Here is a 22579-nt window from a genome sequence, read left to right as displayed (position 1 = left end):
TGCCGTCGTCTCTACGCCACAGTACGACGCCTTGAAAGACGCTCTTGCGCGCGCGACTGCTTGCTCTGTGTAGATCAGGAGCAGTCAGCAGGAGGCAGCGCAGCCATGCGCGAACCAGACCGGATCGTCCGCCTGAAAACCGTTCTTGCCCGTACCGGCCTGTCCCGATCCACCATCTACCGCAAGATCCGCGAAGGCACATTCCCAGCCCAACTCAGGATCAGCGTCAACGGCGCAGGCTGGCGGGAATCCGACATCAACCGCTGGATCGCCGATCCCGCGGCGTGGCGTCCGACATGCCTGTCCGTCGCCTGCACGGGCGATGTCCGCTCCGGGGGCCAACCGGAAGTAGTGCACGGCAGGACCGAAAGGCGACATCTGACCCGAAGCTGAATCTTCGATCAAGTCAGCAGCGTCCCCTTCCAGCCCTTCCCGGACCCTAGACTGACAAGCGCCTCCCCGCGCTATGACAAGCGGATTCCCCCTTTTGCCAACTCGTGCCAAGGAGGGCCCATGCCGATTGCCGGAATGCCCAGCTTCAACGCAGCACCGGAGGGACGAGCAGTCCCGCGGCAAGCGCGGGGCGTGGTCCGAGGCGAACTGGGCGCGTGTCCCGGAGTTGATCGGACACGACGTCGAGCGGCCTCTCAAGGCCGAGATCGAGAGGGGCGTCGACGCGCTGAAGATCATGAAGCAAACGCGCCATGTGAAGGTCGACACGCTCGGGGAATACGACCGGCGCGAGAGCGATTTCGACGACCACGTCGGCGCAGACCTTCTCTAGTACCCCGGATCATAGCTAAGTGACACGGCGCCTATCCATCGGAAGTGGTTTTCTGCTGCTTCGGGCATAGGCCAGACGTCGAATTGCGACTCACATTCCAAGAAAAGGGGGTACTAGGCCTAGGGGTTGAGCGCTTGGCCGATCGAACCCACCGTCTGCAGAACGATACCGGCGCATGTCCACGCCAAGTCATAGAGGATGAGCCTCTTGCTCTGAGTGAGCTCTCGCTGGCGACGATTTAGGTTCGAGATCAGGTTTTCGATTCTTCCGCCTCCTATGAAGCCGCCTTTCGGACCGCCGCCTTCGCCGTCGTAGATCGAGATGGTTTCGAAATCTGACGGCATTGCTCGCAGTTCTTCATTTTCGATTATAGCCGAGGTATTCGTGCCCCAGAGTTCCTTCGCGAGAATGGCGAATCCAATGATCTCTATGACGTTGCCGCCCGCCGAAATCCAATTTGCCCAAGCCATCGTAGAGTTTTCCTCTTCAACTGGGCGAGTGTAGCAGGTTTGGCTTCTTCGGGTGCGCCGCAAATTTTTGTCGTCCCCTTCTTTTGGTCTCCTGACGTCCGCTGCTCGCCCATAGCCGACCTGAGCGTCCGGTGCCGGGCGGCACTGATTATTTCGACGAATTGGCCCCGATTAGCCGCTCATGCGCGAACCAGCGGCGCCTGCTAATTGGCTGCGATGGAAAGTGACCTTCGACAACCCGAACGCACCGCACGAATACAAGCGGCCTTGGGAGCAGAGGGCCGGACGAGAGACGCGCTGCTTGAAATTGCCGAGGAGTATCGCGCCCGCGCTGAGTATCAGGAAAGTCAGCGGCAGCCCCCGTCTTGAACCTAATCCCGGATAGCTCGTTAATCCAACATCACTGGCCAAGGGTTTCCCGTGGGCGCTAGTGGCTGAGAGACCGATAGCGCTCCCGCCTGCATATGGCGTTAGGAACGCACCATGCCGGTGAGGCGCAATCAAGCATTTAAATTGTATATCCAAAACATGATCAAGGAAGCTCGGCAGTCGGTGCGACAATCACGTGAGCTGCTCAAGGGGTCAAAGCCGGACATTTTCTTGGGTAGGAAGACGCAAGAATCCCTCTGCAAGGAGGGCAAGGAACTGGATCAGCCGAACTGACCTTTTAAGAATTGATCCACGTCAACTGTTTCCTTTCCGGCGGTCCCAATATGTTTGCGATGGTTCGCTTCGGGACAAGGTGACGGTGCGATGATGGAGCGTCGGCTTATAGAAGAGCATCTTGCTCTCGCGGAACAGCACGTCTCTCAGGGAGACCGGCATATCGCTCGTCAGATTGAAATCATCGACGAGTTCAAGCGACGCGGTCACGACAGTCTCGAAGCAGAGCGGCTCTTAGCTAATTTCGAGGCCTCTCAATCTCTTCAAATCGAACATCGAGACCGTCTACTTGAGGAACTAGCAGCAGCCTGTGACTAGGCACCATACTTTGGCGCGAGCGGCCTCAGGTGTCAGGCGCCGCCTGTCTCTCGTCCGGAGAACCGCGCGGGGGCGGCCTGTTAGGCGCTTATGTTGACATCCCGACCAATATCGCAAATTGCCGGCTAATTCGAGAGCCTCGCGAACGCGACAGGCGATGCCTTTGTCTTTCGGCAGTTTCGCGCACCCGCCAACCGCTACAGCGCGCTTGCAGAAGGCACCGAATTGCTGAACCGCTCAGCCAGAGCTCGCTGCAGCATAGCGGGAAAAGTGAGCCAACCTTCGGCTGTGAAAGCATGTCGGCTTGTGTGAAGGGTTTCGGATGCCGGCCGCATGATTGACGGGGCGGCATACTCGGGCGGCCGGCGTCCGAAAGCCTCCAAGGGAGGAAACCGCGCATGGTAGGCAGGACTGGTGCGGCAGGCTCTATGGGGATTTGAGTGCTGCAGGCGAGCTGGCTGATGGAGTTCGAACCGATGCGGCGAGCTGCGCGACGACGACGTGACCGATGAATGAGCGGTGGACGGCCCTGAACGCGTTCAAACGTCGGCCGATCGGCGACGACAGAGGAAAGTCGGGGTGCATTCTGCCGTGGCCAGTCGATGAGCGGCGGGCGCTGCAAGCAGCTTTGCAGAATGGCGGTTGTTCGGTCATGACGTGTCGATCCTGATGGCGCTGGTTGGCGCGCTCGGTTGATGGCGAGGTGTCGCGCCTCGATCGAAGATCTCGATGACGATCATACGGCCGCCGCAGCATGGACATGGCGGCTTGGCCGTGTCGACGGTGGTTTCGGTCGGCTGATCCTCACGATCCCTGATGGTGAGCAGTTCGCGCGCGTGTGCGACGTTCTCGGCGCAGGCGCCTCGCGCCAGCAGGCCGTAGTGGCGGATGCGGTGGAGGCCCTTTGGCAGCACGTGGATGAGGAAGCGGCGAATGAACTCGTCTGTCGCGAGCGTCATCCGCTTTTGACGGTCTCGGCCCTCGACGCGGTAATCCTTCCACCTGAAGGTGACGCCGTGCCGGTCGAAGGCGACCAGGCGGCTGTTGGCGACGGCGACGCGGTGGGTATAGCGCGACAGATAAGCCAGCACGGCCTCGGGGCCGCCGAACGGACGCTTGGCATAGACGACCCATTCCGTCTTGCTTGCTGCCGCAATAAATGCGGCGAATGATGGCCCATCGGCGAGATGGACGTCGTTGCCGAAGAAGCTCAGGCGCCCCGCCTTGTGGAGGGCGGCAAGACGCTCCAGGAATAGCCGCCGGAACAGGCGTGAGAGCACGCGCACCGGCAGGAAGAAGCCCGGCCGGCAGGACACCCAGCGCTGGCCGTCCGGCGAGATGCCGCCGCCCGGCACGATCATGTGCACATGCGGGTGATGGGTCATGGCCGAGCCCCAGGTGTGCAGCACGGACGTGATGCCGATCCTGGCGCCGAGATGCTTCGGGTCTGCGGCGATCGTCAGCATCGCCTCGGCCGAGACCTTGAACAGGAGATCGTAGACGGCAGCTCTGTTGTGATAGCCGATGTCGGCGATCCGCGCCGGCAGCGTGAACACGACGTGATAATACGGCACCGGCAGCAGCTCTGCCTCGCGGTCGGCGAGCCACCGCTTCGCCGCGGCGCCCTGGCACTTCGGGCAGTGCCGGTTGCGGCATGAGTTGTAGGCGATAGACGTATAGGCACAGTCCTCGCAGCGCGCGACATGGCCGCCGAGAGCTGCCGTGCGGCAACTCTCGATCGCCGACATCACCTTCAACTGGTCGAGGCTGACATGGCCGGCATGGGCCTGACGCCATGCCGGACCATGGTCGCGAAAAATATCCGCAACCTCCAGAGCCGGACGAGACACGCCGGCCCCGCGTCAGCCGGGCGGCCGTGCCTCCTTCAGCTTGATCGCGACGTGCTCCAACGGGCTCATGACTTCGCTGATCGTCTTGGTGGCGACCCGGGTATAGAGCGCCGTCGTATCGAGCTTGGCGTGACCGAGCAGCACCTGGATCACGCGCACGTCGACGTTCTGCTCCAGCAGATGGGTGGCGAAGCTGTGCCTCAAGGTATGCAGCGAGACGCGCTTGTTTATCTCGCCAATCTGAGCGGCGGCATGACAAGCACGATTGAGCTGGCGCGTGGTCATCGGCTGCGCCGGATCGCGACCCGGAAACAGCCATCCCTGGGGACGCGCCGCCTTCCACCAGGCGCGCAGCAGGTCGAGCAGGCTCGGCGACAGCATGACGTTGCGATCCTTGCCGCCTTTGCCTTGTTCGACGCGGATGATCATGCGCTTGCTGTCGATATCAGATATCTTGAGCGAGACGACCTCGTTGGCGCGAAGGCCGGCGCCGCAGGCCACGCTGAGCGCCGCCTTGTATTTGAGCCCGGGGACCGCATCGAGCAGCCGTGCCACTTCCTCCACGCTCAGCACCACCGGCAGCTTGCGCGGCTCGTGGATAAAATGGGTGTGCTCGACGATCTCGTGACGCCGTAGCGTGACCTTGAAGAAGAACCGCAAGGTCGAGACGCTCTGATTGAGCGTTGGCACGCCGACGCCGCTCGATGTCAGATGGAACTGATAGCGGCGCACGTCCTCGAAGCTGGCCAGATCCGGCGATCGCCCGAGGAAGGCTGCGAAGTCCTTGACCCGCTGCACGTAGTCATGTTGGGTCTTGGGCGCGAACTTGCGGATCGTCATGTCTTCGATCATGCGCCGGCGCAACGGGCTCATTGCCTCGTCGGTCATGAGGATGCTCCTGTCTTGGGTGAAGGTTGCGAACCCCTCATCTCAAGACAGGACGCCTCGTTGCGCTATCCCCTCAGCCGTGCCGCCGGCTGTCGTGCCCTACCGCGCGAGCGGTTTAGTCCTTTGCCCCATCTCGGACCTTCTGGCCGGCGCTTACGACGTCTGCTATCTGGGTGCAACCGGGCGTTGGCTACCCTCGAAGGACTAGGCGGCTTCGACCCAGAGCGGAAGTGGCAAGTGGTTCGGGCGGCATAGCCCCGGAGCTTAATTCGACGCGATGGTCTGGAGCGTGAAGGCCGCCCGGAGCGCTGCAAGCTGCGTGCTCGTTGCGCCTCTCTCCGCCTCGGCCCGATCAGCGGGGATGTCCGAGTACGGGATTGGTTGATCGAACTGGCATTCAGTGAAATCGTATCGTACCCCTCCAATTCGATTGTAAAAGTGATCTCCTTGCACAAGGGGAGTTCTTAGTAATTCACCCCCAAATAGTTCATGGACGAGTAGCGAAGTGACATTGCACTGTCCGGCTGCCGGATTTTGCATGGTCCATTTGCTGGAGGTCGCCAGCGACCACGACTTGCGCAATTTTCCTTGAATAGCGTTAGAATCAAAAACCGCAGCCATTAGTTCGCTGGTTGGTATGACGCGGATGGATCGATTGGTAATCAGCTCTCCCCAAAGCCAGTTGTGATGCGCAATGACGACCGTCGCAGGCAAGTGAGGTCGGTCACTGAGCGTGTGACCGTCACTGACTGCGATCACGTCGTAACCATGAGAGACCGTTGAACGGACAGTCGCATCGACGCAAAGGTCCGTCGCCCATCCTGTGACAACCACGCGGTTTGGACAGATGTGAGCCAAGAGGCTGGCGAGAGACGTCCCGACGTATGGGTCGTTCAACGTCTTATCGACGACGAGATCGGCATCACTTCGGATTAGGTCTGGAAGGAACTCCCAGCCGGGCCCGCCCGGTTCAAAGACGTCGCCTGCATTACCGCAATGCCTAATCCAGATTATCTGGCCTCCATCGTCCCGCACCTTCTTCGACAGCAGATTGATGTGCTCGATCACACCCTGCAGATTATGCTTGGCGGGGCCTCGCAATAGCCCAACCTGCATGTCGACTACGATGAGAGTATCCACAAGCGATAGCCCTTATGATGATCGTCGAACGACGTGTAACAGGAGACAGGCTAGTTGTCAGCTTATGGCCGATCGCGACGAAATCCGCCTATGGCCTGCATGGAGGATCTGAGGGAGTAGACCGGACCTGCCAGAGATCGGGCAAAGCCGTCGCGATCGACCCATCGCGACATATTGCGCATCTGCGCGAAGTCGGTCGCTATAGGGACAAAGCAGACGTTTCTTTGGTCGCATCACGCCGCAAGGTTTATGGGTACACGCCTGGCCGTAGGGGAAAACCGGATATCCATTGACGTAACGAATCGACCGTGATTCGATTCGCGGCACTGGCCGCTACAGGCCAGGCAAGCGGCCCGCACAGGTGCTGAAGACACCTGCACGAGCCTAACCCTCAACATGGAGAGTGCCATGTCTCAGGCTGATTCTGCCTATACCACGAGTCGTTCAATCTTTCCTGCCGTTCGGCGCCGGCAGTTCGTCACCGGCGGCGCCGCCATCCTGGCCGGGGTCATCACGCCCTCGCGGGCTGAAAGCGTTGGCGTTTCGACCGCGCCCGACCCGGTCCTTGATGCTATCGAGGGCCACCGCCGAGCCTTTGAGGAACTGGGGCGCCTGCTCGCGGAGCAGGATGCTGCCGAGCGCGAGCTGCGCCGTGCGCCCTGCAGCAGGCGGGCCGAGCTGGAGGCCAAGTTAAGTGGCCTCTGCGAGGCTGAAGGCGCACTCGGCCGGGCTGAGATGAAGGCCTCGCGTCAGCTCGCCGGCATCGTGCCGGGAAGCCTCAAAGGAGCGGCCGCGGCGTTAAAGTATGTGCGCGAGTGTTACGAAGCTCGCCAGTACCCTCTCTACGAGGAGGATGGCTACCGGTTGCTGCTGCTCTCAACTGAACGCGCGATTTGCGCGGCCGTTGGTCTCGCTATTCCGAATAGTGGTGTTGATCCTCGATAGCGATTGCGCGCCTTCCTGCGAGCGGGATGTGGAAACGAAGTCCTGGTCGAACCGCTAAGGCGCCGCCAGACGAAAGCGGTGCGAACGGATATCTCCGGCCTACGACCATCGTGCCACATCTCAGCTCCACAAAAGGCCGAAGAATCGGCGTGAAGGCGACCCGGGTGCGCTTAGACGTGACGCAGAAAGAGTTCGCAGCTCGCTTCGGATTCAGCGCTCAATACGCTATGCCATTCGGAGCAAGGTCGCGACAGCCGGAAGGGCCGACACGCGTTTATCTTCTCGCGATCGAGCTCGCTCCGAAGGCAGTGCAGAGGGCTTTGCAGGCTGCGTGATGCTTCGCAACCTACGCCAAAACGGCCGTTCGCAAGTATCTGCGCGCTCCCGTGCGATGGCAGGATTTTTGGTCTTCTCTTCCTGAATTCGTCGCCGCTTGATGCTCGTTTGACTTCACCATTCGGGCGAGCGACGGCATGGCAGATGATACAGAACTGGAGCTGGACGACATCAGACCGGCCAACGACAATCAGGGTCCGGAGGATGGAACGAGTAAGGCGGATAACAAGACGCGGCGACAGCTGGAGCAGGTGACGTTGACCATTGCCCGGCTTATCGGGCGCCGGATTGCACGGAAACAGTTCGCGGCGCTCAGCGCCGCCAATGATAACGGGCCTCAAGCCACGAACGATGTGGAGGACGAGGCCGGCAAGGATTAGACAGAACGGAGACCGTCATGCCCCGCGTTGCGCTTTACGCCCGCTACTCGTCCGACAATCAGAGCGAAAGCTCGATCGAGGATCAGTTCCGCCTCTGCCGAGAGCACGCCAAGCGCGAGCGATGGAAGGTCACGAGCACCTATCACGACGCCGCCATTTCGGGCGCGAGCATGATCCTGCGGCCCGGCATCCAGTTGTTGTTGCAGGATGCGCAACGCGGTCTGTTCGATGTCGTGTTGGGCGAGGCGCTGGACCGAATTTCTCGTGACCAGGCGGATGTCGCCACGCTGTTCAAGCATCTGCGCTTCGCGGGCGTCTCCATAGTGACCCTCGCCGAAGGCGAGATCAGCGAGCTTCACGTTGGCCTCAAGGGCACGATGAATGCCCTGTTCCTCAAGGATCTTGCCCTGAAGACCCATCGCGGTTTGCGCGGCCGAGTGGAGAAGGGCAAAGCCGGCGGCGGCCTCTGCTACGGCTACAACGTCGTGAAGAAGCTCGACGCCAACGGTGAGCCGATCCGGGGCGATCGCGAAATCATCGTGGAGGAGGCCAGGATCGTCCGACGCATTTTCCGCGCCTTTGCCGCCGGCAAAAGCCCGAAGGCCATCGCGGTCGAACTGAACAAGGACCGCATTTCCGGTCCGCTCGGCCGGGCCTGGGGCGACACCAGCATCCGAGGCCACGTCTCCCGCGGCACCGGCATCCTCAACAATGAACTTTATGCCGGAGTCCTGGTCTGGAACAGGCAGCGTTTCGTCAAGGATCCGGCGACCGGCAAGCGCGTGTCACGGCCGAACCCGGAAAGTCAGTGGATCAGGACCGAGGTGCCGCATCTCAAGATCGTGGACGATGAACTGTGGCAGGCCGCGCGGGCGCGGCAGCAGCAAATCTCGGCACTCTTTGGCCCCAACCCGGCCAATACGCGGGAGGGCAGGGCCAAGCGGCTGCACCTCGCCAACCGGCCCGTCTCCCTCCTTTCCGGCCTTCTCACCTGTGGCTGCTGCCGCGGCAAGATCGGCATCCTGACGCCGAATCGTTATGGCTGCCTCAACCATCATCGTCGCGGGAATTGCGCCAACAACCGCACCATCATGCGCGAGAAGATCGAGGCGCGGGTGTTGGCGGGACTGAAGGATCGCCTCGTCTCCTCCAAGGCGGTCGCAGAAGCGGTGCGTGCCTATGCCGAGGAGATGAACCGCCTCAACCACGACCGGCGGGCACGGGCGGAAACAGACCACCGTGCGCTTCAGAAGATCGAGCGGGCCGTTGCCGGCATCATGGCAGCGATCGAGGACGGCCTCTACCAGCCGTCGATGAAGGCGCGGATCGACGAGCTTGAACGGCAGAAGGCGGAGATCACACAGCGCCTGTCAGAGGCTCCCGCCGACATTCCCGACATGCATCCCAACATCGCCAATGTCTATCGCAAGAACGTCGGTCGGTTCACCGAGGCGCTCGCCGATCCGGATGGCGGGCGCGAGGCCGCCGAGGCACTGCGCTCGCTCATCGGCGAGATCGTACTCACTCCCGGCAAGAAACGTGGCGAGGTCCATGCCGAGCTACGCGGCGAGTTGATGGGTATCCTTGAATTCTCGAATACCCAGGAAAATCAAAGAAGTATTCTTGTTATGCCGGCAGTGGCTGCAGGTCCCCGCAACCAAAGATACCGGAACGCCCGCAGCCTCGGCTGCGGGCGTTTTCGTTTTCACGTCTTCTTTCCGGCTCATGCGAGTTGGCTGGTTGCGCTCGTCTGTGATCCGCGTCTGGCCGGTCGCGCCAACTCGCCGCGCCGTGCCATCGCACGAATGCGGTCTGCCGTCCGGCAGGCGATGGCCTGGATGGTCAGAGATGGATTGACGCCGCCGACGGTTGGAAACACCGAGCCGTCGCAGATCCACAGATTGGGGATGTCCCAGCTGCGACAGTCGGCATCGACGACGCTGCTCCGCGGATCATTGCCCATTCTCGCAGTGCCATTGAGGTGGCAAGTGTCGTCCTCCTGGCTCCAGATGTCCCTCGCACCGGCCGCCTGCAGAGCGCGCGTCATGAAGGCGAGCGAGTGATCGATCAGCCGCCGGTCGTTGTCGCACCAGGAATAGGTCACGCGGGGAATGCGCAGGCCGTATTGATCGACCTCGTCGGCCAGGGTGACGCGGTTGCGCTCCTGCGGCAGCATCTCGCCGACGATCTTGAGGCCGGCGACATGATTATAGTTGGTCATCTCTTCGACGAGACGCGCGCCCCACAGCCCGCGCGCCTGCGCCAGCGTGTTGGCCCAGAGCTGCGGCAGCGGGCCCTGGCTCATATAGGCATAGCCGCCGAAGAAGTCCTTGTCCTTGTCCTCGTAGTTCCAGTGCTCGGTGATGGCGAGCGAGGGCGGCCCCTTGTAGGAGCGGATCTCGTCGTCCATCAGCCCCCACACCGCCTGGTTGGATTGCGTCATCAGGTTCTTGCCGACGAGGCCGGAGCTGTTGGCGAGGCCGTCGCGATGGCGGTCGGTGGCCGAGTTCAACAGCAGCCGCGGCGTCTCGATCGCGTAGCCAGCGACGACGACATTGCGGGCGCGCTGGAAGTGCCAGCTGCCATTGCGGTGGTAGTGCACGCCCGTCACGAGGTCGCGGTCATCGACCTCGATGCGACCGACCATCGCGAGATCGCGGATTTCGGCCCCGGCGGCAAGCGCGCGCGGAATCCAGGTGACCAGCGCGCTCTGCTTGGCGTTGGTCGAGCAGCCGGCGACGCAGAAGCCGCGATAGACGCAAGGGTGCGCGAGGCCGCGCGGCGCCGAGAGCGTAGCGAGCGGCGTCTCGGTCCAGGAGATGCCGAGCGCCTCGCATCCCCGTGCGAGCACGCGCGCGGCGGCGTTGAGCGGATGCGCGCGGTAGGGATAGCGCGGCCGCTTCGGCCCCCAGGGATAGGTGATCGGGCCCGATATCGTCAGCGCCTGCTCGACCTCGGTGTAATAGCTCCACATCTCGCGCCAGTCGATCGGCCAGTCGGCGCCGTAGCCGAGCAGGGTGCGCGACTTGAACCATTCTGGCCGGAAGCGCAGCGACACCATCGCGAAGTGCACGGTCGATCCGCCGACGGCCTTGCCGCTGTTGTTGCTGCCGAGCTGCAGCGGATTGGCGCCGTCGGTGATGCGATCGTCGGTCCAGTACAGCTTGGTCTGCTCGGACTCGTCGGAGGCGAAATCCTCCAGGGGGCGGAAGTAGGGACCGGCATCGAGCGCGACGACCGAGAAGCCGTATTCCGCAAGTTTGCAGGCGAGCGTACCGCCGCCGGCGCCGGAGCCGACGATGACGAAGTCGACCGGCTCGTCGTCGCGATAATTGTGCATCGGCACCCAGCCGCCGGGGCGAAACACGTCGGGCGCGCGGCCGCCGGTTGCGCGCGGCGTGGTCTGCGGATCATCGGACATGACGGTTCGTCCTTGCGGCGTCGGCCTCGTGGCCGGGCTCGGCTTCGGCGGGCTCCCACGGATCGCGCTCGTTGACGTCGAGACGCACATAGCCGCGCGGGCTGGCGGGGCCGCCCCATCCGATCTCGTTCCACGCTATCGGGTGGGCGTAGTAGGCCAGCACGATGTCGTGCAGCAGCCGGCGCTTGAAGAAGTCGTCGCAGCGCATGTCGCCCCAGTCGGCCGCCTTGAGTTCGCCGGCTTCCGCGCGCTGGAGCAACTCGTCTTGCGTCGCCTCCGAGAGTTCGGCGAATGGCTGGTGAAATGCCGCGAGCGCCTCGGCCTCGAGCGCGCGCAGGCCGCGCCGCCACGCCTCGCGATGGCGCGGCATTCCGGCGGTGCGATAGCCTTCGGCGATATCGGCGTGGAGCTTTCGATCGACGAGCGCGGCCACCGGTATGGGCGGCCGTGAGGACGGCTGAGGAACGATCCGTGCGGCGATCGCTTGGACCAACTGGAATTCGCTGGCGGAGAAGAACTGCGGCGTCGTCGTGACCGACAGGCGTTCGGCGATCACGTCGCGAGTCTTCTTGTTCCACGACGGTCCGTTGCGCTTGGCGAGCACGTCGTAGTTCGGATAGCGATCTGGAATCGCGGGTGGGTGCGAACGATCATGCATCGGGATGCTCCCGCATCAGCCCGAGCGCGGCGAGGCCGGCGAGCGCGAGCCCGGTGAAGCTCGGCGGCGCCGGCAGCGGCGGACCGGCCAGGATGTTCTGGCTCCAATTGCGCCAGCCGCCCATGTTGCGCGACACGCCATAGGCGTGGAAGCCGACGCCGATGAAACCCATTGCCGCCAGCAGCCACATCCAGGCGCGGGTCAGCGGATGCCTGCGGTTCTGGTCGTCATCGGGATCGCGCGCGGCGGCGTTGAACAGCAGCGCGGCGCCGAGCGGCGGTAACGTCACGGGCACGGCCATGACCGGGTCGTGAAACGCGCCGCGGAAATGCAGCAACCCGGCTTCGCCTGAGGTCCCGAGCAGTCCGGCCGCCGTGACGGCCGCGATCGTGCGCGCGGCCGGTAGTCCGAACACATGCGGCCGCTTCGCTCGGCTGGTATCGCGCACGCGCTCGGAGCAAAAGCCGAGCAGGCCTGACAGCAGGATGGCCATCGGTGCGCCCAGCGGCGCGCCATAGAACAGGTTCTGCCAGCTGAAGCAGCCGACCTTCTTGGTCACGTTGTAGACGTGAAAGCCGGTGCCGACGAGGCCGGTGGCGGCGGCGAGCAGGTAGCTGCCGTCGCGCAGCCGGTGCGCCCAGGGTCGTCGGTCAGCCGTGCCGTGCGCGCTCATCGCGAGCGTCAATGCCGACACTGCGAGCGGCGTGACCATCGCCCTGTTCTTGAATGAGCCCCGATAATGCTCGACGCTGCTATCGGCCAGCACCGAGGCCGCCAGTATGCCCGCGGCGCGATTGAGCCGGCGCGCGGCGCGGACCGAGGCGCGCGGATGCGGACCTGCTCGCTGCGGCAGGCTCGGAGGATTGCGGTCGGGCCTGCGTGGCGGGCTCGGTTGCAACATCGCCGTCGCGGCAATGGCCGAGAGGGCGAGGCCGGCTCCCACCAGCCAATCGGTATCGTTGCTCATGTTGCACTCACGGCGTAGCGCGCCGCATCGGCGTGCTTGAAGATCAGGCCATGGCCGGGGCGGGCGAGATCGGGACGGATCTTGCCGTCCTTCGGCTGCGGCGCGCCGTCGAACAGCATGTGTTCGATGCGGACATGGTCGTGAAACCATTCGAGGTGGCGCAGCCGCGGCGCGGCGCAGGCGGCGTGCAGATGCAGGGACGGCGCGCAGTGGCCGGAGAGATCGGTGTGGAACGCATCGCAGAGCGCGGCGATCTGTTGGAAGCCGGTGACGCCGCCACAGCGGGTGATGTCGGCCTGCTGGACATCGACCGCGCCGGCCTGCAGCATCATCCGCACCTGATCGGTCGTGTAGCTGTATTCGCCGGCGGCGACATCGATCCCTGCATGAAGATGCTCGCGGACCAGCCGCAGGCCGGGCAGGTCATCCGATGACACCGGCTCCTCGAACCAGCTCACGCCGAGATCCGAGAAAGGCTGCGCCAGTCCGAGGGCCTGCTTGGCCGTATAGGCGCCGTTGGCATCAACGAACAATGCCGCACGATCGCCGATCGCGAGCCGCGCCACTTCGACGCGATGTGGATCGCGCGCGGGATCGGAGCCGACCTTCATCTTGACGTAGGCGCAGCGCTGCTCGGAAACCCATCCGGCCAGTTGTCGGCGCAGCTCCTCGTCCGAATAGCTGGTGAAGCCACCGCTGCCGTAGATCGGGACCTCCTCGCGGAAGCTGCCGAGCAGCGCGCAGAGCGGCAGATCCAGCAATCGCGCCTTGAGATCATACAGCGCGGTGTCGACCGCCGAGATCGCGGTCGCCGCCAGGCCTTGCCGGCCGAGATTGCGGATCGCCCGCTGCATCGCGGCCCAGGATTGTTCGGGGCAGAGCGCGTCGCTGCCTTCGACCAGCGGCGCCAGGGTGTCGGAGATCAGCCGGGCGATGCAAGCGTGCGCATAGGTGTAGCCGATGCCGATCTTGCCGCGCGCGAACACCTCGACCAGCACCATCGTCGTCGAGGTCCAGCTGATCGTTCCATCCGCCTCGGGCCGATCTGTCGGAATCTCGAAGGCGCTGACAGCAACGCTCTCGATTGGAACGGTCGCGCGCATCAATCTTTCCCCGGCAGGATGCTGGTGACGAGCTCCTTCGCGCTGTTCTTCAGCACGCTGCCGAGCTCCGGCTCCGAGGGGATCATGCTGATGAAGTTCTTGGCGTCCTTCAGCGTGATGTGCGGCGGCAGCGGCGGCACGTTGGGATCAGTGTAGGCCTCTAGGATCACCGGACGGTCTGCCGCCAGCGCCTCGTCCCAGGCGGCGCCGACATGATCGGGATCGTCGACGAAGATGCCCTTGAGGCCGATCAGCTCGGCGTACCGATGATAGGAGAAGTCCGGGATGCTCTGCGTCGACAGCGTCTTGCCGGTGCCGAGCTGGATGCGCTCCTCCCAGGTGACCTGGTTGAGATCGCGATTATTGAGCACGAGCACGATGAGGCGCGGATTGCTCCACTCCCGCCAATATTTGCCGATCGTGATCATCACGTTCAGCCCGTTCATCTGCATCGCGCCGTCGCCCATGCAGGCGATCACCGTGCGCTCGGGATAGGCCATCTTGGCGGCCAGCGCGTAGGGCGTGCCGGCGCCGAGCGAGGCGAGGCCGCCGGAGAGCGAGGCCTTCATGCCGCGCCGCATCTTGAGATCGCGCGCGTACCAATTGGCGGCCGAGCCGGAATCGGCGGTGATGATCGCATTGTCCGGCAGCCGCGGCGACAGCTCCCAGAACACGCGCTGCGGATTGAGCGGATCGGCGGAGTCCATCGCGCGCCGCCCCAACTTCTTCCACCAGTCGCGGACACCGTCCTCGATGCCGCTGCGCCAGCTGTCCTTCGGCTTCTGTTCCAGCAGCGGCAGCAATGCGCGCAAGGTCGACGCGCTGTCGCCGACGAGATTGACCTCCATCGGATAGCGCAGGCTGAGCCGCGTGCCGTCGATGTCGATCTGCACGCCGCGCGCGTCGCCGGGCTTCGGCAGGAACTCGCTATAGGGGAATGCCGAGCCAACCATCAGGAAGGTGTCGCACGACTTCATCATGTCCCAGCTCGGCTCGGTTCCGAGCAGGCCGATCGAGCCGGTCACGAACGGCAGATCGTCGGGTAGCGCAGCCTTGCCGAGCAGCGCTTTGGCGACGCCGGCCTGCAGCCGCTCCGCCACGGCGATGACCTCATCGGTTGCGTCGAGCGCGCCGGCGCCGATGAGCATGGCGACCTTGCGGCCGCTGTTCAGGACCTCAGCCGCCGCGCGCAGCTGCGCGTTGTCCGGAACCTGTGCCGGCGCGGCATAGCCGAGGCCGGTGTGCGTGGTGCCGTGCTTGAGCGGCGGATCCTCATAGTCCATCTCCTGCAGATCCTTTGGCAGGATGATGCAGGTGACAGTGCGGCGGGTATGTGCGATGCGAACCGCGCGATCGACGAGATGGCGGACCTGCTCCGGCACCGTCGCCTGTTCCACATACTCGGCGACGTCCTTGAACAGCGTCTTGAGGTCGACCTCCTGCTGATAGCTCGCGCCGATCGAGGCTCGCGCGGCCTGGCCGACCAGCGCGACCACGGGGACGTGATCCATCTTGGCGTCATAGAGCCCGTTGAGCAGATGGATCGCGCCGGGTCCCGATGTCGCGTAGCACAGCCCAACTTGGCCGGTGAACTTGGCATGCGCTGATGCCATGAACGCAGCCATCTCCTCGTGCCGGACCTGGACGTAGTTCATGACGTCCTGTGCCTTGTCCAATGCAACATCGAGTCCGCCGACACCGTCGCCGGGATATCCATAGACGCGGTGAAGACCCCATTCGGACAGGCGGTGCCAAACGAATTCGCTGACGTTCATGGACGTGATCCTCGATCGGGCGTGACGGGGGAGCGGCGTTGCTGCTGTCCATCAAACGTGCCGTCGCGGCAAACGTTGCCGGTTTAACGAGAATTCATGTTCGGGATTGAACTAACAACGAAGCCGTGTGAGCAGCAGGTTCCAATGCGCGGAGGAGGGCGAGCCTTGGGTGCGCCGCGGCGCGCGATGCGCAGCCACTATCACTCCCTGCCGATGGAGGGCCCGCGCTTCAGTTGCGAAAATTTGAGCCGGTCGCGCGATGCCTGGGATCAGGCCCCGAGGTCGATGGCCGCTCCGGTCGCGTCGATCAGGTGGACGCGCTCGATGCCCGAGCGGGGCAGCACGGCGCGGATCTCGGGCGGCGACATCAGACTGAAGGCGGTGGACAGCGCATCCGCCGCGGTCGCGTTGTCCGCGACCGTCGTCACGCTGCGATAGCGCTGCGCGCAGTCGCCGCTGTGTGGATCGAACAGATGGTTGAAGCGGCCTTGCGGATCGAAGCGGAAGCCGTAGGCGCCTGATGTCGAGACCGCGCGGTCGACGATCGGGAGCATCGCGGCGGTGCGTCCGGTGTGCTCCGGATCTTCGATGGCGACCTCCCACGGCAGCCCGTCCGGACGCGGCCCGATCGCGCGGGCCTCGCCCATGTCGACGAGGCTCTGCTGCACGCCTTGGCTGCGCAAGAGTTCGACGATCGTATCGGTGACATAACCTTGCGCGATGCCGTTCAGCGTGAGCGTCGTGCCGCGCGGCATCACGAGGCGATCGTGGCTGATCGAAAGCTTGTCGTAGCCGACGCGCGTCAGCGCATCGGCGACGGCCGGTTGTGGTGGGCCGTTCGGATCTGCATCGGGTCGCGCAAAGTGATCGGCGTAGAGCGTCCAGAGCGGCTGCACGGTGGGATCGAAGCGGCCATCGGTCAGCTCTGCGTAGCGCTTGGAGCGCGCGAGGATGTCGACCAGCTCCGGAGCCGGATCGAGCAGCACGCCCGTGCGATTGAGGGCGACCAGGGCCGAGTCGGTCAGGTACAGGCTGAACAGCCGTTCCAGCCGGCGCGCTTCGGTGATCGATAGCGCGATCAGCCGCTCCGCCTCATGTGGGTCGTGATGGTGCAGCTTGATGGTCGCGACGGCGCCGAGCAGGGTGCCGCGCCATTCGACCAGGCTGGTGTCGGCCTTGGCGCGCGGCGTGCCAAGCGGAGCGATCGAGAGGCCGGCGACCGCAGCGCTGATCTGGATGAAGCGCCGGCGCGAGAGGTGATGTGTCATGACGGGCACCTCAATTCGTTTTCCCGGCGTCCGGATCGGCCGCGCTGGCACTGTCGTCCGCCGCGCTGAGTACGTAGTCGCGCGGCACGTCGCTGAAGCTGACGACCCGGCCACCATGCTCGGCGGCGAAGCGCTCGGCGGCCGCACGTTCCGAGAACGGCACGGCCTCATCGCTGCCCATGCCGCTCTTGAGCCGGCTGCCGATCACGAACAGCGCCTTGCGCGCCTCGATCCAGTTGTCGGCGCCGGGATTGTCCCAGCTCGTGGCCTTGCCCATGTCGGAGACGTAGATCGCCTGGATGTCCTTTGGCTCGTCGGGCAGCATCGTGAAGGCGATGGCGTCGCGCGCCGAGGAGAACCACACCGGCTCGATCAGGCTGGCGGCGAAGATCTGCCCCTTGGGGCCGGAATGCTCGAGCAGGTTCATGCCGCAATAGCGCCCGATCGCCTGTTGGGTCAGCTTGATCGGCGGCGGCGGGGCGGCGGCCTGCTTGTCGTTGCAGCCGGTGAGCGCGAAAGCGGCGGCGAGCGCGCAGGCAAGAGCGATTCGTTTCATAGCTCCCTCCGGGAGAAGGCCAGCGTGGCGCCGGCGAGGGGGACCACGGTCCACAGCACCAGCGCGGTCAGCAGCGCCTGCACCGACAGCGTGCTGCTGGCGGCGAGCCCGGCCATGCCGGAGAACAGGCTGACATTGGCGAAGCCGGTGAGGTTGAACAGCCGGTACGCATCGGCCGGGTTGAGCAGCAGCAGCGTGCTGAGCACGCCGCCGGAGATGTTGCGGTCCTGGTCCAGCACCAGCAGGCCGAGCAGGGCCATGTCGTAGATCAGCACCAGCACGAGCCACAGCCCGATGCACAGCCCGGCGGCGGTACCGCGGTCGCGCACGACAGCGCTGACGAGATAGCCGATCGCGACGAAGACAGCGCCGAGCAGCACCGAGGATCCGATCATTGCGGCGAAGGCGGCGAGTCCCTCGGCATCGAAGCTGCTGCCGGTGATCAGCAGCGCCACGGCGGCGGCGCCATAGCCGAGACAAGTGGCGAAGGCGAGCACCGCGAGGTGGCCGAGGAACTTGCCGAGCAGCACCTGCCAGCGCGCCACGGGATAGCTCAGCAGCAGCAGCATGGTGCCGCGCTCCATGTCCCCGACGATGGCATCATGCGCGATCAGCAGCGCGATCAGCGGGATCAGGAAGATCGTCAGGCTCGACAGGCTGACGATGACGACATCAAGCGCACGTGCGCCGACGGTGCCGGTCGGCGCGCTGCCGAGGAAGGTCAGCGACAGTGCGAGCCCGGCGAGCAGCAAGGTTGCTGCCAGGACCCAGCGATTGCGGATCGCCTGCTGGATTTCCTTGGCGGCGATGGTGATCAGACCGTTCATTGCGGGCGCTCCGCGTGGCGCAAGAAGTGGGCGTAGAGCTCGTCGAGATTGGGCGGAATGAGCTCGAGGTCCTGCACGGTGTTTCCGTCGGCCGTCGCGCGGCGCAGCAGATCGATCTTCTCGTCCGGCGCCGCATCGATCTCGACGATGTGGCCGTTGATCCGGCGATAAGACGTGGCGGCCGGCAGCCAGGCCGGCGCGCCCGACGGCGGCAGGTCGGCCACCTTGACTCTGATCCGCGTCGGCAGCCTCGCCAGGCGGCGCAGCTCGTCGAGCGTGCCGTCGGCGACCTTGAGGCCGCGGTTCATGATGATGACGCGGCCGGCGCGCTCCTCCAACTCGGTCAGCGCGTGCGAGGACAGCAGGACGGTGGTGCCTTCGGCTGCGAGCTTCTGGATGACCACATAGAACGTCTGGCGCAGCTCCGGGTCGAGGCCGGTGGTCGGCTCGTCGAGCAGCAGCACGCGGGGCCGGCCGATCAGCGCCTGCGCGAGGCCGAGGCGCTGGCGCATGCCCTTGGAGTAGGTGCTGACGCGACGCGTTGCGGCATGGCCGAGGCCGACGATGTCGAGCAGAGCCAGCGCGTCCTTGACCGGCTCACGCTTGAGCCGCGCATAGAACGCCTGCGTCTCGCGGCCGGTGAGGGCGGCATCGAAGGCGACATTCTCCGGCAGATAGCCGAGCTGGCGCCGCGCGGAGAACTCGCCGGCGGCGGGATTTTCGCCGAGCACGGCGATGGTGCCGCTGGTCGGGCGAATGAGGCCCAGCATCATCTTCATCAGCGTGGTCTTGCCGGCGCCGTTGTGGCCGATCAGCGCCACCATCTCGCCCTCAGCGAGATCGAACGACACGCCCTTCACGGCTTCGACCTTGCGATAATGCTTCACGACATTGGCGATGTGGACGGTCGCGCTCATCTGGGTGTGCTCCCTGCAGCCGTGCGGCGCGCGGGCGGCGACATCAGCGGGTGGCTGTCGACGACGCCGCCGGGCAGGATCGCCGGGAATAGCGCCTGCGCCCAGCGGATCACCTGCACGGCCGGGCTGTTGATCAGCACCTTGGCGGCGGGCGCCGTCCACAGCACGCGGTCGATCAGGTCGTTCGGCCGATAGGCGGTGTCGGCGACACCGTCGCCATTGAGGTCGAAGCCGGGATTGTCGCTCCAGTAATTGCCGCGGCCGTTCTTCGACCAGTCGAGATGGCGGGTGCCGACATATTTGATCTGGCTGGCATTGTTGACGAAGGCATTGCCGCGGATGTCGTTGCCTTCGGAGCCCGCGGTAAAGTGCACGCCGATCTCGCAGCCCTCGAACCAGTTGTCGGTGATGCGATTGTTATTGGTGTTGTAGACGAACACGCATTTCTCCGGACCCGGGCGAACGCCGCCCGTTTGCGTGACCGAACGCGTCTCGGTCTGCGGCACACCTTCGTCGGCGCCGCGGTTCTCGGCGGTGGCCCAGCGCTCCGCCGGCTGCAGGCCTCCGATGACGCTGTTGCCGGAGATCTGCGAGCCGTTGGTCGCGTTGAACAGCATGCCGCGGTCGCGGTCGTGGTCGGAGACGTTGTCCTTCACCACGAGGTTCTTGGAGAACATCATCGCATAGCCGATGATGTTGCGGGTCGAGACGTTGCCTGTGATCTCGCCGTCATTGGCGTACATGTCGTGGATCGCGAAGCGCAGGTCGCTGAAGCGATTGTTGCTGAAGACGTTGTTGCGGCTGGTGATGACGAACACGCCGTCGCGTCCGTAGCGGATGTCGTTGTCGATCACCTTGGCGCCCGGCGCGTTCCATACCGAGACGCCGTTACCGGCGCCGCCGGGATGCGTCGCGCGCAGGCCGATGATGCTGTTGTGCCGCACCAGCGCGTTGGCCGAGCCGTGCAGATAGACGCCGAACAGATTGCCCTCGATGTGATTGTTCTCGATCAGCGTGTCGTGCGCGGCCTGTTCGACGAAGACGCCGGAATCCATCTGCTCCAACGAGTGGCCGGAGCCGCGGATCGTCAGGCCGCGAATGACCGTGCCCGGCGCGGTGACGGTGATGACGGTGCCCTGGCCGTCGGCCGTGATGGTCGTGCCCGGGGAGCCGGTCAGGGTGATGCTGTGGGTGACGCGCAGCGGCCCGCGATATGTGCCGTCGGACAGCGAGATCTCGTCGCCGTCAACGGCCCGATCCAGCACAGCCTGCAGATCCTTGGTATCGGGCGCGACCTGCAGCGTCGCCGCGCGAGCAGGCAAGGCGAGGCCGGCGGCGAGAAACGCCGCCAGCCCCCATGTCGTGATATGGCGCAGCCGCCGCATCGTCAGGCGTTCCGCGGCGAGACCAGCATGCGGCCGCGCATTTCCATGTGCATGGCGTGGCAGAACCACGTGCAGAAATACCAGTAGACGCCGGGCTTGTCGGCGATGAACGTCACCGACGAGGTCTGCTGCGGATCGATCTCCATGTTGACGCCGTAGTTGACGATGCAGAAGCCGTGCACGAGGTCCTCGACGTCGTCGATGTTGGTGACATAGACGGTCACCTCGTCGCCCTGCTTGACCTCGAACTTCTCGAGCGCATAGGCCGGCGCGCTGGACCACATGTAGACGCGGACCTTGTTGCCGTCGCGGATCACCTTGCCATCGCTCTCCAGGGTGACGCCATCGGCCGCAGCCTGCTTGCGGGCGTCGGCGAAGAACGGATCGTCGCGCTTCCAGATCGACGTCACGCGGCCCTCGAGCTTGGAGCGGTGCACGATCACGGCGTCGTGCGGCTCGGCGAAGCTCGGGCCGTCATGCACCAGCTCCATCTTGTCGCCGGAGATGTCGATGAGCTGATCGTTCTCCGGCTTGAGCGGGCCGACATTGAGGAAGCGGTCCTTGGAGAACTTGTTGAGCGACAGCAGCCATTTGCCGTCGGCTTCCTTGGTCTCGCCCATCGACGAATGGTTATGGCCCGGCTGATACTGCACGTCGAGCTTCTGGATGATCGGATTGACCTTCTCGCCCTTGAAGGCGCGCTTGGCGAGATCGATGCTCCATTTGCAGACCTGGCTGTCGAGGAACAGCGTGGTGTAGGCATTGCCGCGGCCATCGAAGGCGGTGTGCAGCGGCCCGAGGCCGAGCTCGGGCTCTGCGACGACGATGTCGCGCGGCTTGATCTTGTCGTCGAACAGACCATCGATCAGGCGCACGTCCATGACAGTCACCGTCGGTGCCAGCTTGCCGTTCGCGACGACGTGGATTCCGTCTGGGCACGTGTTGAGACCGTGCGGGCTGTTCGAGACGGGCACGTAGCGGGTGTAGGGCGAGCCCTTGCGGCCGTCGATGACGGGAACGCCGTTCATCTCCTTGAAGTCGCCCTTCTTGACGGCTTCCTCGATGCGCTTGATGTTGAAGATCGTCACCCAATCCTGCTCGCTCGCCGTCATCTCGGCCAGCGTCACGCCCTTCTCGGAATTGTAGCAGGTCGCAAAGGCGTATTTGCCCTGGTAGTCGCAATCGGTGTTGTCGAGATTGCCGTCGACGATCACCTGCCAGGCGACTTTCATGGTGTCGCCGTCGACAGCCGAGAAGATCGACCAGTACTTCGACTTGTCGTCGAGCACCTTGCCGTCGTTGGGCAGCGGCACCTCATATTCGCCGTTGCAGAACAGATAGCCGGTGCGCGGGAATTTTTGCGGCCGCATGCCGTGGATGGTGTACTGGTTCGGCAGCTCGATGATCTTGTCGCACTTCATCACGTCAGTGCGGATGCGAGCCAAGCGTGTGTTGGCCTTGTCGTTGATGAAGATGTAACGGCCGTCATAGGTGCCGTTGGTGAACGACATGTGCGGGTGATGGGTGTCGCCGTTCATCCAGATGCCGAGCCTGTCCTTGAGCCGCTCGCGCGTCTCCGGCAGCAGCCCCTCGGTCATGATCTTGCGGCTCTCGTTGGTCTGGCCCCAGCCGGTCGCGCTGCAGCGGTTGAAGACCGGGATGCGCATCAGCTCGCGCATCGAGGGCATGCCGACGATGCGCAGCTCGCCGGTCTGTCCCGAGGAGAAGAACACGTAGTATTCGTCGAGCTGGCCCGGCGCCACCTCGGCCTTGTTCTGCGCGGGGCGTGGCTGTGCCGCGGCCGGCGTGGTCTCGAGGCTCTTGCCGAGGCCGATGCTGCCGGCCACGCCGGCTGCGCCGAGCGCGGCCGTGCCGACGATCTGCCGGCGGCTGAGTTTGTTGTGGTCGTCGTCGTGCGCCATCGTGGT

19 protein-coding genes and 2 pseudogenes are annotated in these 22579 nt (G+C 64.3%); 5 read left to right on the top strand and 16 right to left on the bottom strand.

Annotated features, from left to right (window positions below; translation table 11 throughout):
* Positions 1 to 105: 105 nt before the first annotated feature.
* Positions 106 to 294, top strand: a pseudogene (locus BRAD285_RS28335) (helix-turn-helix transcriptional regulator); the annotation flags it as partial.
* Positions 295 to 619: 325 nt separating this feature from the next.
* Positions 620 to 784, top strand: coding sequence for a hypothetical protein (locus BRAD285_RS35525; protein WP_157681697.1), 165 nt, complete (start codon positions 620 to 622; stop codon positions 782 to 784).
* 119 nt (positions 785 to 903) lie between these two features.
* Here BRAD285_RS35525 and BRAD285_RS28330 read toward each other — a convergent pair whose 3' ends face one another.
* The 5 genes from BRAD285_RS28330 to BRAD285_RS36700 form a co-directional block, all read right to left on the bottom strand.
* Complete coding sequence (locus BRAD285_RS28330; protein ID WP_035646049.1) at positions 904 to 1254, bottom strand: hypothetical protein; 351 nt, start codon at positions 1252 to 1254, stop codon at positions 904 to 906.
* A gap of 684 nt (positions 1255 to 1938) precedes the next feature.
* Positions 1939 to 2127, bottom strand: coding sequence for a hypothetical protein (locus tag BRAD285_RS35520; protein ID WP_006611555.1), 189 nt, complete (start codon positions 2125 to 2127; stop codon positions 1939 to 1941).
* 758 nt (positions 2128 to 2885) lie between these two features.
* The gene (locus tag BRAD285_RS28320) at positions 2886 to 4085 is read right to left on the bottom strand and encodes an IS91 family transposase (RefSeq protein WP_006611556.1); all 1200 of its coding nucleotides are present in this window, start codon (positions 4083 to 4085) and stop codon (positions 2886 to 2888) included.
* Positions 4086 to 4097: 12 nt separating this feature from the next.
* The gene (locus BRAD285_RS28315; protein ID WP_006611557.1) at positions 4098 to 4973 is read right to left on the bottom strand and encodes a tyrosine-type recombinase/integrase; all 876 of its coding nucleotides are present in this window, start codon (positions 4971 to 4973) and stop codon (positions 4098 to 4100) included.
* A 264-nt stretch (positions 4974 to 5237) separates the two neighbouring features.
* A complete protein-coding gene (locus tag BRAD285_RS36700) occupies positions 5238 to 6113 on the bottom strand; it encodes an isochorismatase family protein (protein WP_006611558.1) in 876 nt (291 codons plus the stop codon).
* Between the two features lie 408 nt (positions 6114 to 6521).
* Between BRAD285_RS36700 and BRAD285_RS28305 the strand changes: the two genes are divergently transcribed.
* The 3 genes and pseudogenes from BRAD285_RS28305 to BRAD285_RS36375 form a co-directional block, all read left to right on the top strand.
* A complete protein-coding gene (locus tag BRAD285_RS28305; protein WP_139020611.1) occupies positions 6522 to 7058 on the top strand; it encodes a hypothetical protein in 537 nt (178 codons plus the stop codon).
* Positions 7059 to 7531: 473 nt separating this feature from the next.
* Complete coding sequence (locus BRAD285_RS28295) at positions 7532 to 7774, top strand: hypothetical protein (RefSeq protein ID WP_006611560.1); 243 nt, start codon at positions 7532 to 7534, stop codon at positions 7772 to 7774.
* A 17-nt stretch (positions 7775 to 7791) separates the two neighbouring features.
* Positions 7792 to 8844, top strand: a pseudogene (locus BRAD285_RS36375) (recombinase family protein); the annotation flags it as partial.
* A 653-nt stretch (positions 8845 to 9497) separates the two neighbouring features.
* Here the strand turns inward: BRAD285_RS36375 and BRAD285_RS28285 are convergent.
* The 11 genes from BRAD285_RS28285 to nosZ form a co-directional block, all read right to left on the bottom strand.
* The gene (locus tag BRAD285_RS28285; RefSeq protein WP_006611562.1) at positions 9498 to 11195 is read right to left on the bottom strand and encodes a GMC family oxidoreductase; all 1698 of its coding nucleotides are present in this window, start codon (positions 11193 to 11195) and stop codon (positions 9498 to 9500) included.
* Positions 11185 to 11853: a gluconate 2-dehydrogenase subunit 3 family protein gene (locus BRAD285_RS28280; protein WP_006611563.1), complete on the bottom strand. Its 669-nt coding sequence runs from the start codon at positions 11851 to 11853 to the stop codon at positions 11185 to 11187. Before BRAD285_RS28280 ends, BRAD285_RS28285 begins: the two co-directional genes overlap by 11 nt.
* Positions 11846 to 12820, bottom strand: a complete 975-nt coding sequence (locus BRAD285_RS28275; protein WP_006611564.1) for a hypothetical protein — start codon at positions 12818 to 12820, stop codon at positions 11846 to 11848. Before BRAD285_RS28275 ends, BRAD285_RS28280 begins: the two co-directional genes overlap by 8 nt.
* On the bottom strand, positions 12817 to 13923 hold the full coding sequence (locus BRAD285_RS28270; RefSeq protein ID WP_006611565.1) for an enolase C-terminal domain-like protein: 1107 nt from the start codon (positions 13921 to 13923) through the stop codon (positions 12817 to 12819). The genes BRAD285_RS28275 and BRAD285_RS28270 overlap by 4 nt, the downstream gene beginning before the upstream one ends.
* Positions 13923 to 15698, bottom strand: coding sequence for a thiamine pyrophosphate-requiring protein (locus BRAD285_RS28265; protein WP_006611566.1), 1776 nt, complete (start codon positions 15696 to 15698; stop codon positions 13923 to 13925). The genes BRAD285_RS28270 and BRAD285_RS28265 overlap by 1 nt, the downstream gene beginning before the upstream one ends.
* Positions 15699 to 15967: 269 nt before the next feature.
* Positions 15968 to 16966: an FAD:protein FMN transferase gene (locus BRAD285_RS28260; protein WP_006611567.1), complete on the bottom strand. Its 999-nt coding sequence runs from the start codon at positions 16964 to 16966 to the stop codon at positions 15968 to 15970.
* Between the two features lie 10 nt (positions 16967 to 16976).
* Positions 16977 to 17522: a nitrous oxide reductase accessory protein NosL gene (locus BRAD285_RS28255; RefSeq protein WP_006611568.1), complete on the bottom strand. Its 546-nt coding sequence runs from the start codon at positions 17520 to 17522 to the stop codon at positions 16977 to 16979.
* Positions 17519 to 18349 carry an ABC transporter permease gene (locus BRAD285_RS28250; protein WP_006611569.1) on the bottom strand — a complete coding sequence of 277 codons (831 nt, stop codon included), beginning with the start codon at positions 18347 to 18349 and terminating at the stop codon, positions 17519 to 17521. Before BRAD285_RS28250 ends, BRAD285_RS28255 begins: the two co-directional genes overlap by 4 nt.
* The gene (locus BRAD285_RS28245) at positions 18346 to 19266 is read right to left on the bottom strand and encodes an ABC transporter ATP-binding protein (protein ID WP_006611570.1); all 921 of its coding nucleotides are present in this window, start codon (positions 19264 to 19266) and stop codon (positions 18346 to 18348) included. The genes BRAD285_RS28250 and BRAD285_RS28245 overlap by 4 nt, the downstream gene beginning before the upstream one ends.
* Positions 19263 to 20651 carry a nitrous oxide reductase family maturation protein NosD gene (locus BRAD285_RS28240; RefSeq protein ID WP_006611571.1) on the bottom strand — a complete coding sequence of 463 codons (1389 nt, stop codon included), beginning with the start codon at positions 20649 to 20651 and terminating at the stop codon, positions 19263 to 19265. Before BRAD285_RS28240 ends, BRAD285_RS28245 begins: the two co-directional genes overlap by 4 nt.
* Positions 20652 to 20653: 2 nt before the next feature.
* Entirely contained in the window at positions 20654 to 22573 is a 1920-nt protein-coding gene (gene nosZ, locus BRAD285_RS28235; RefSeq protein ID WP_006611572.1) for a TAT-dependent nitrous-oxide reductase, read from the bottom strand.
* Between the last annotated feature and the right edge of the window lie 6 nt (positions 22574 to 22579).

This window comes from Bradyrhizobium sp. ORS 285 (genome assembly GCF_900176205.1).
Taxonomy (GTDB): Bacteria; Pseudomonadota; Alphaproteobacteria; order Rhizobiales; family Xanthobacteraceae; genus Bradyrhizobium.
Note: the sequence above shows the minus strand (reverse complement) of the source record. Positions and strands in the feature narration are given on the sequence as shown.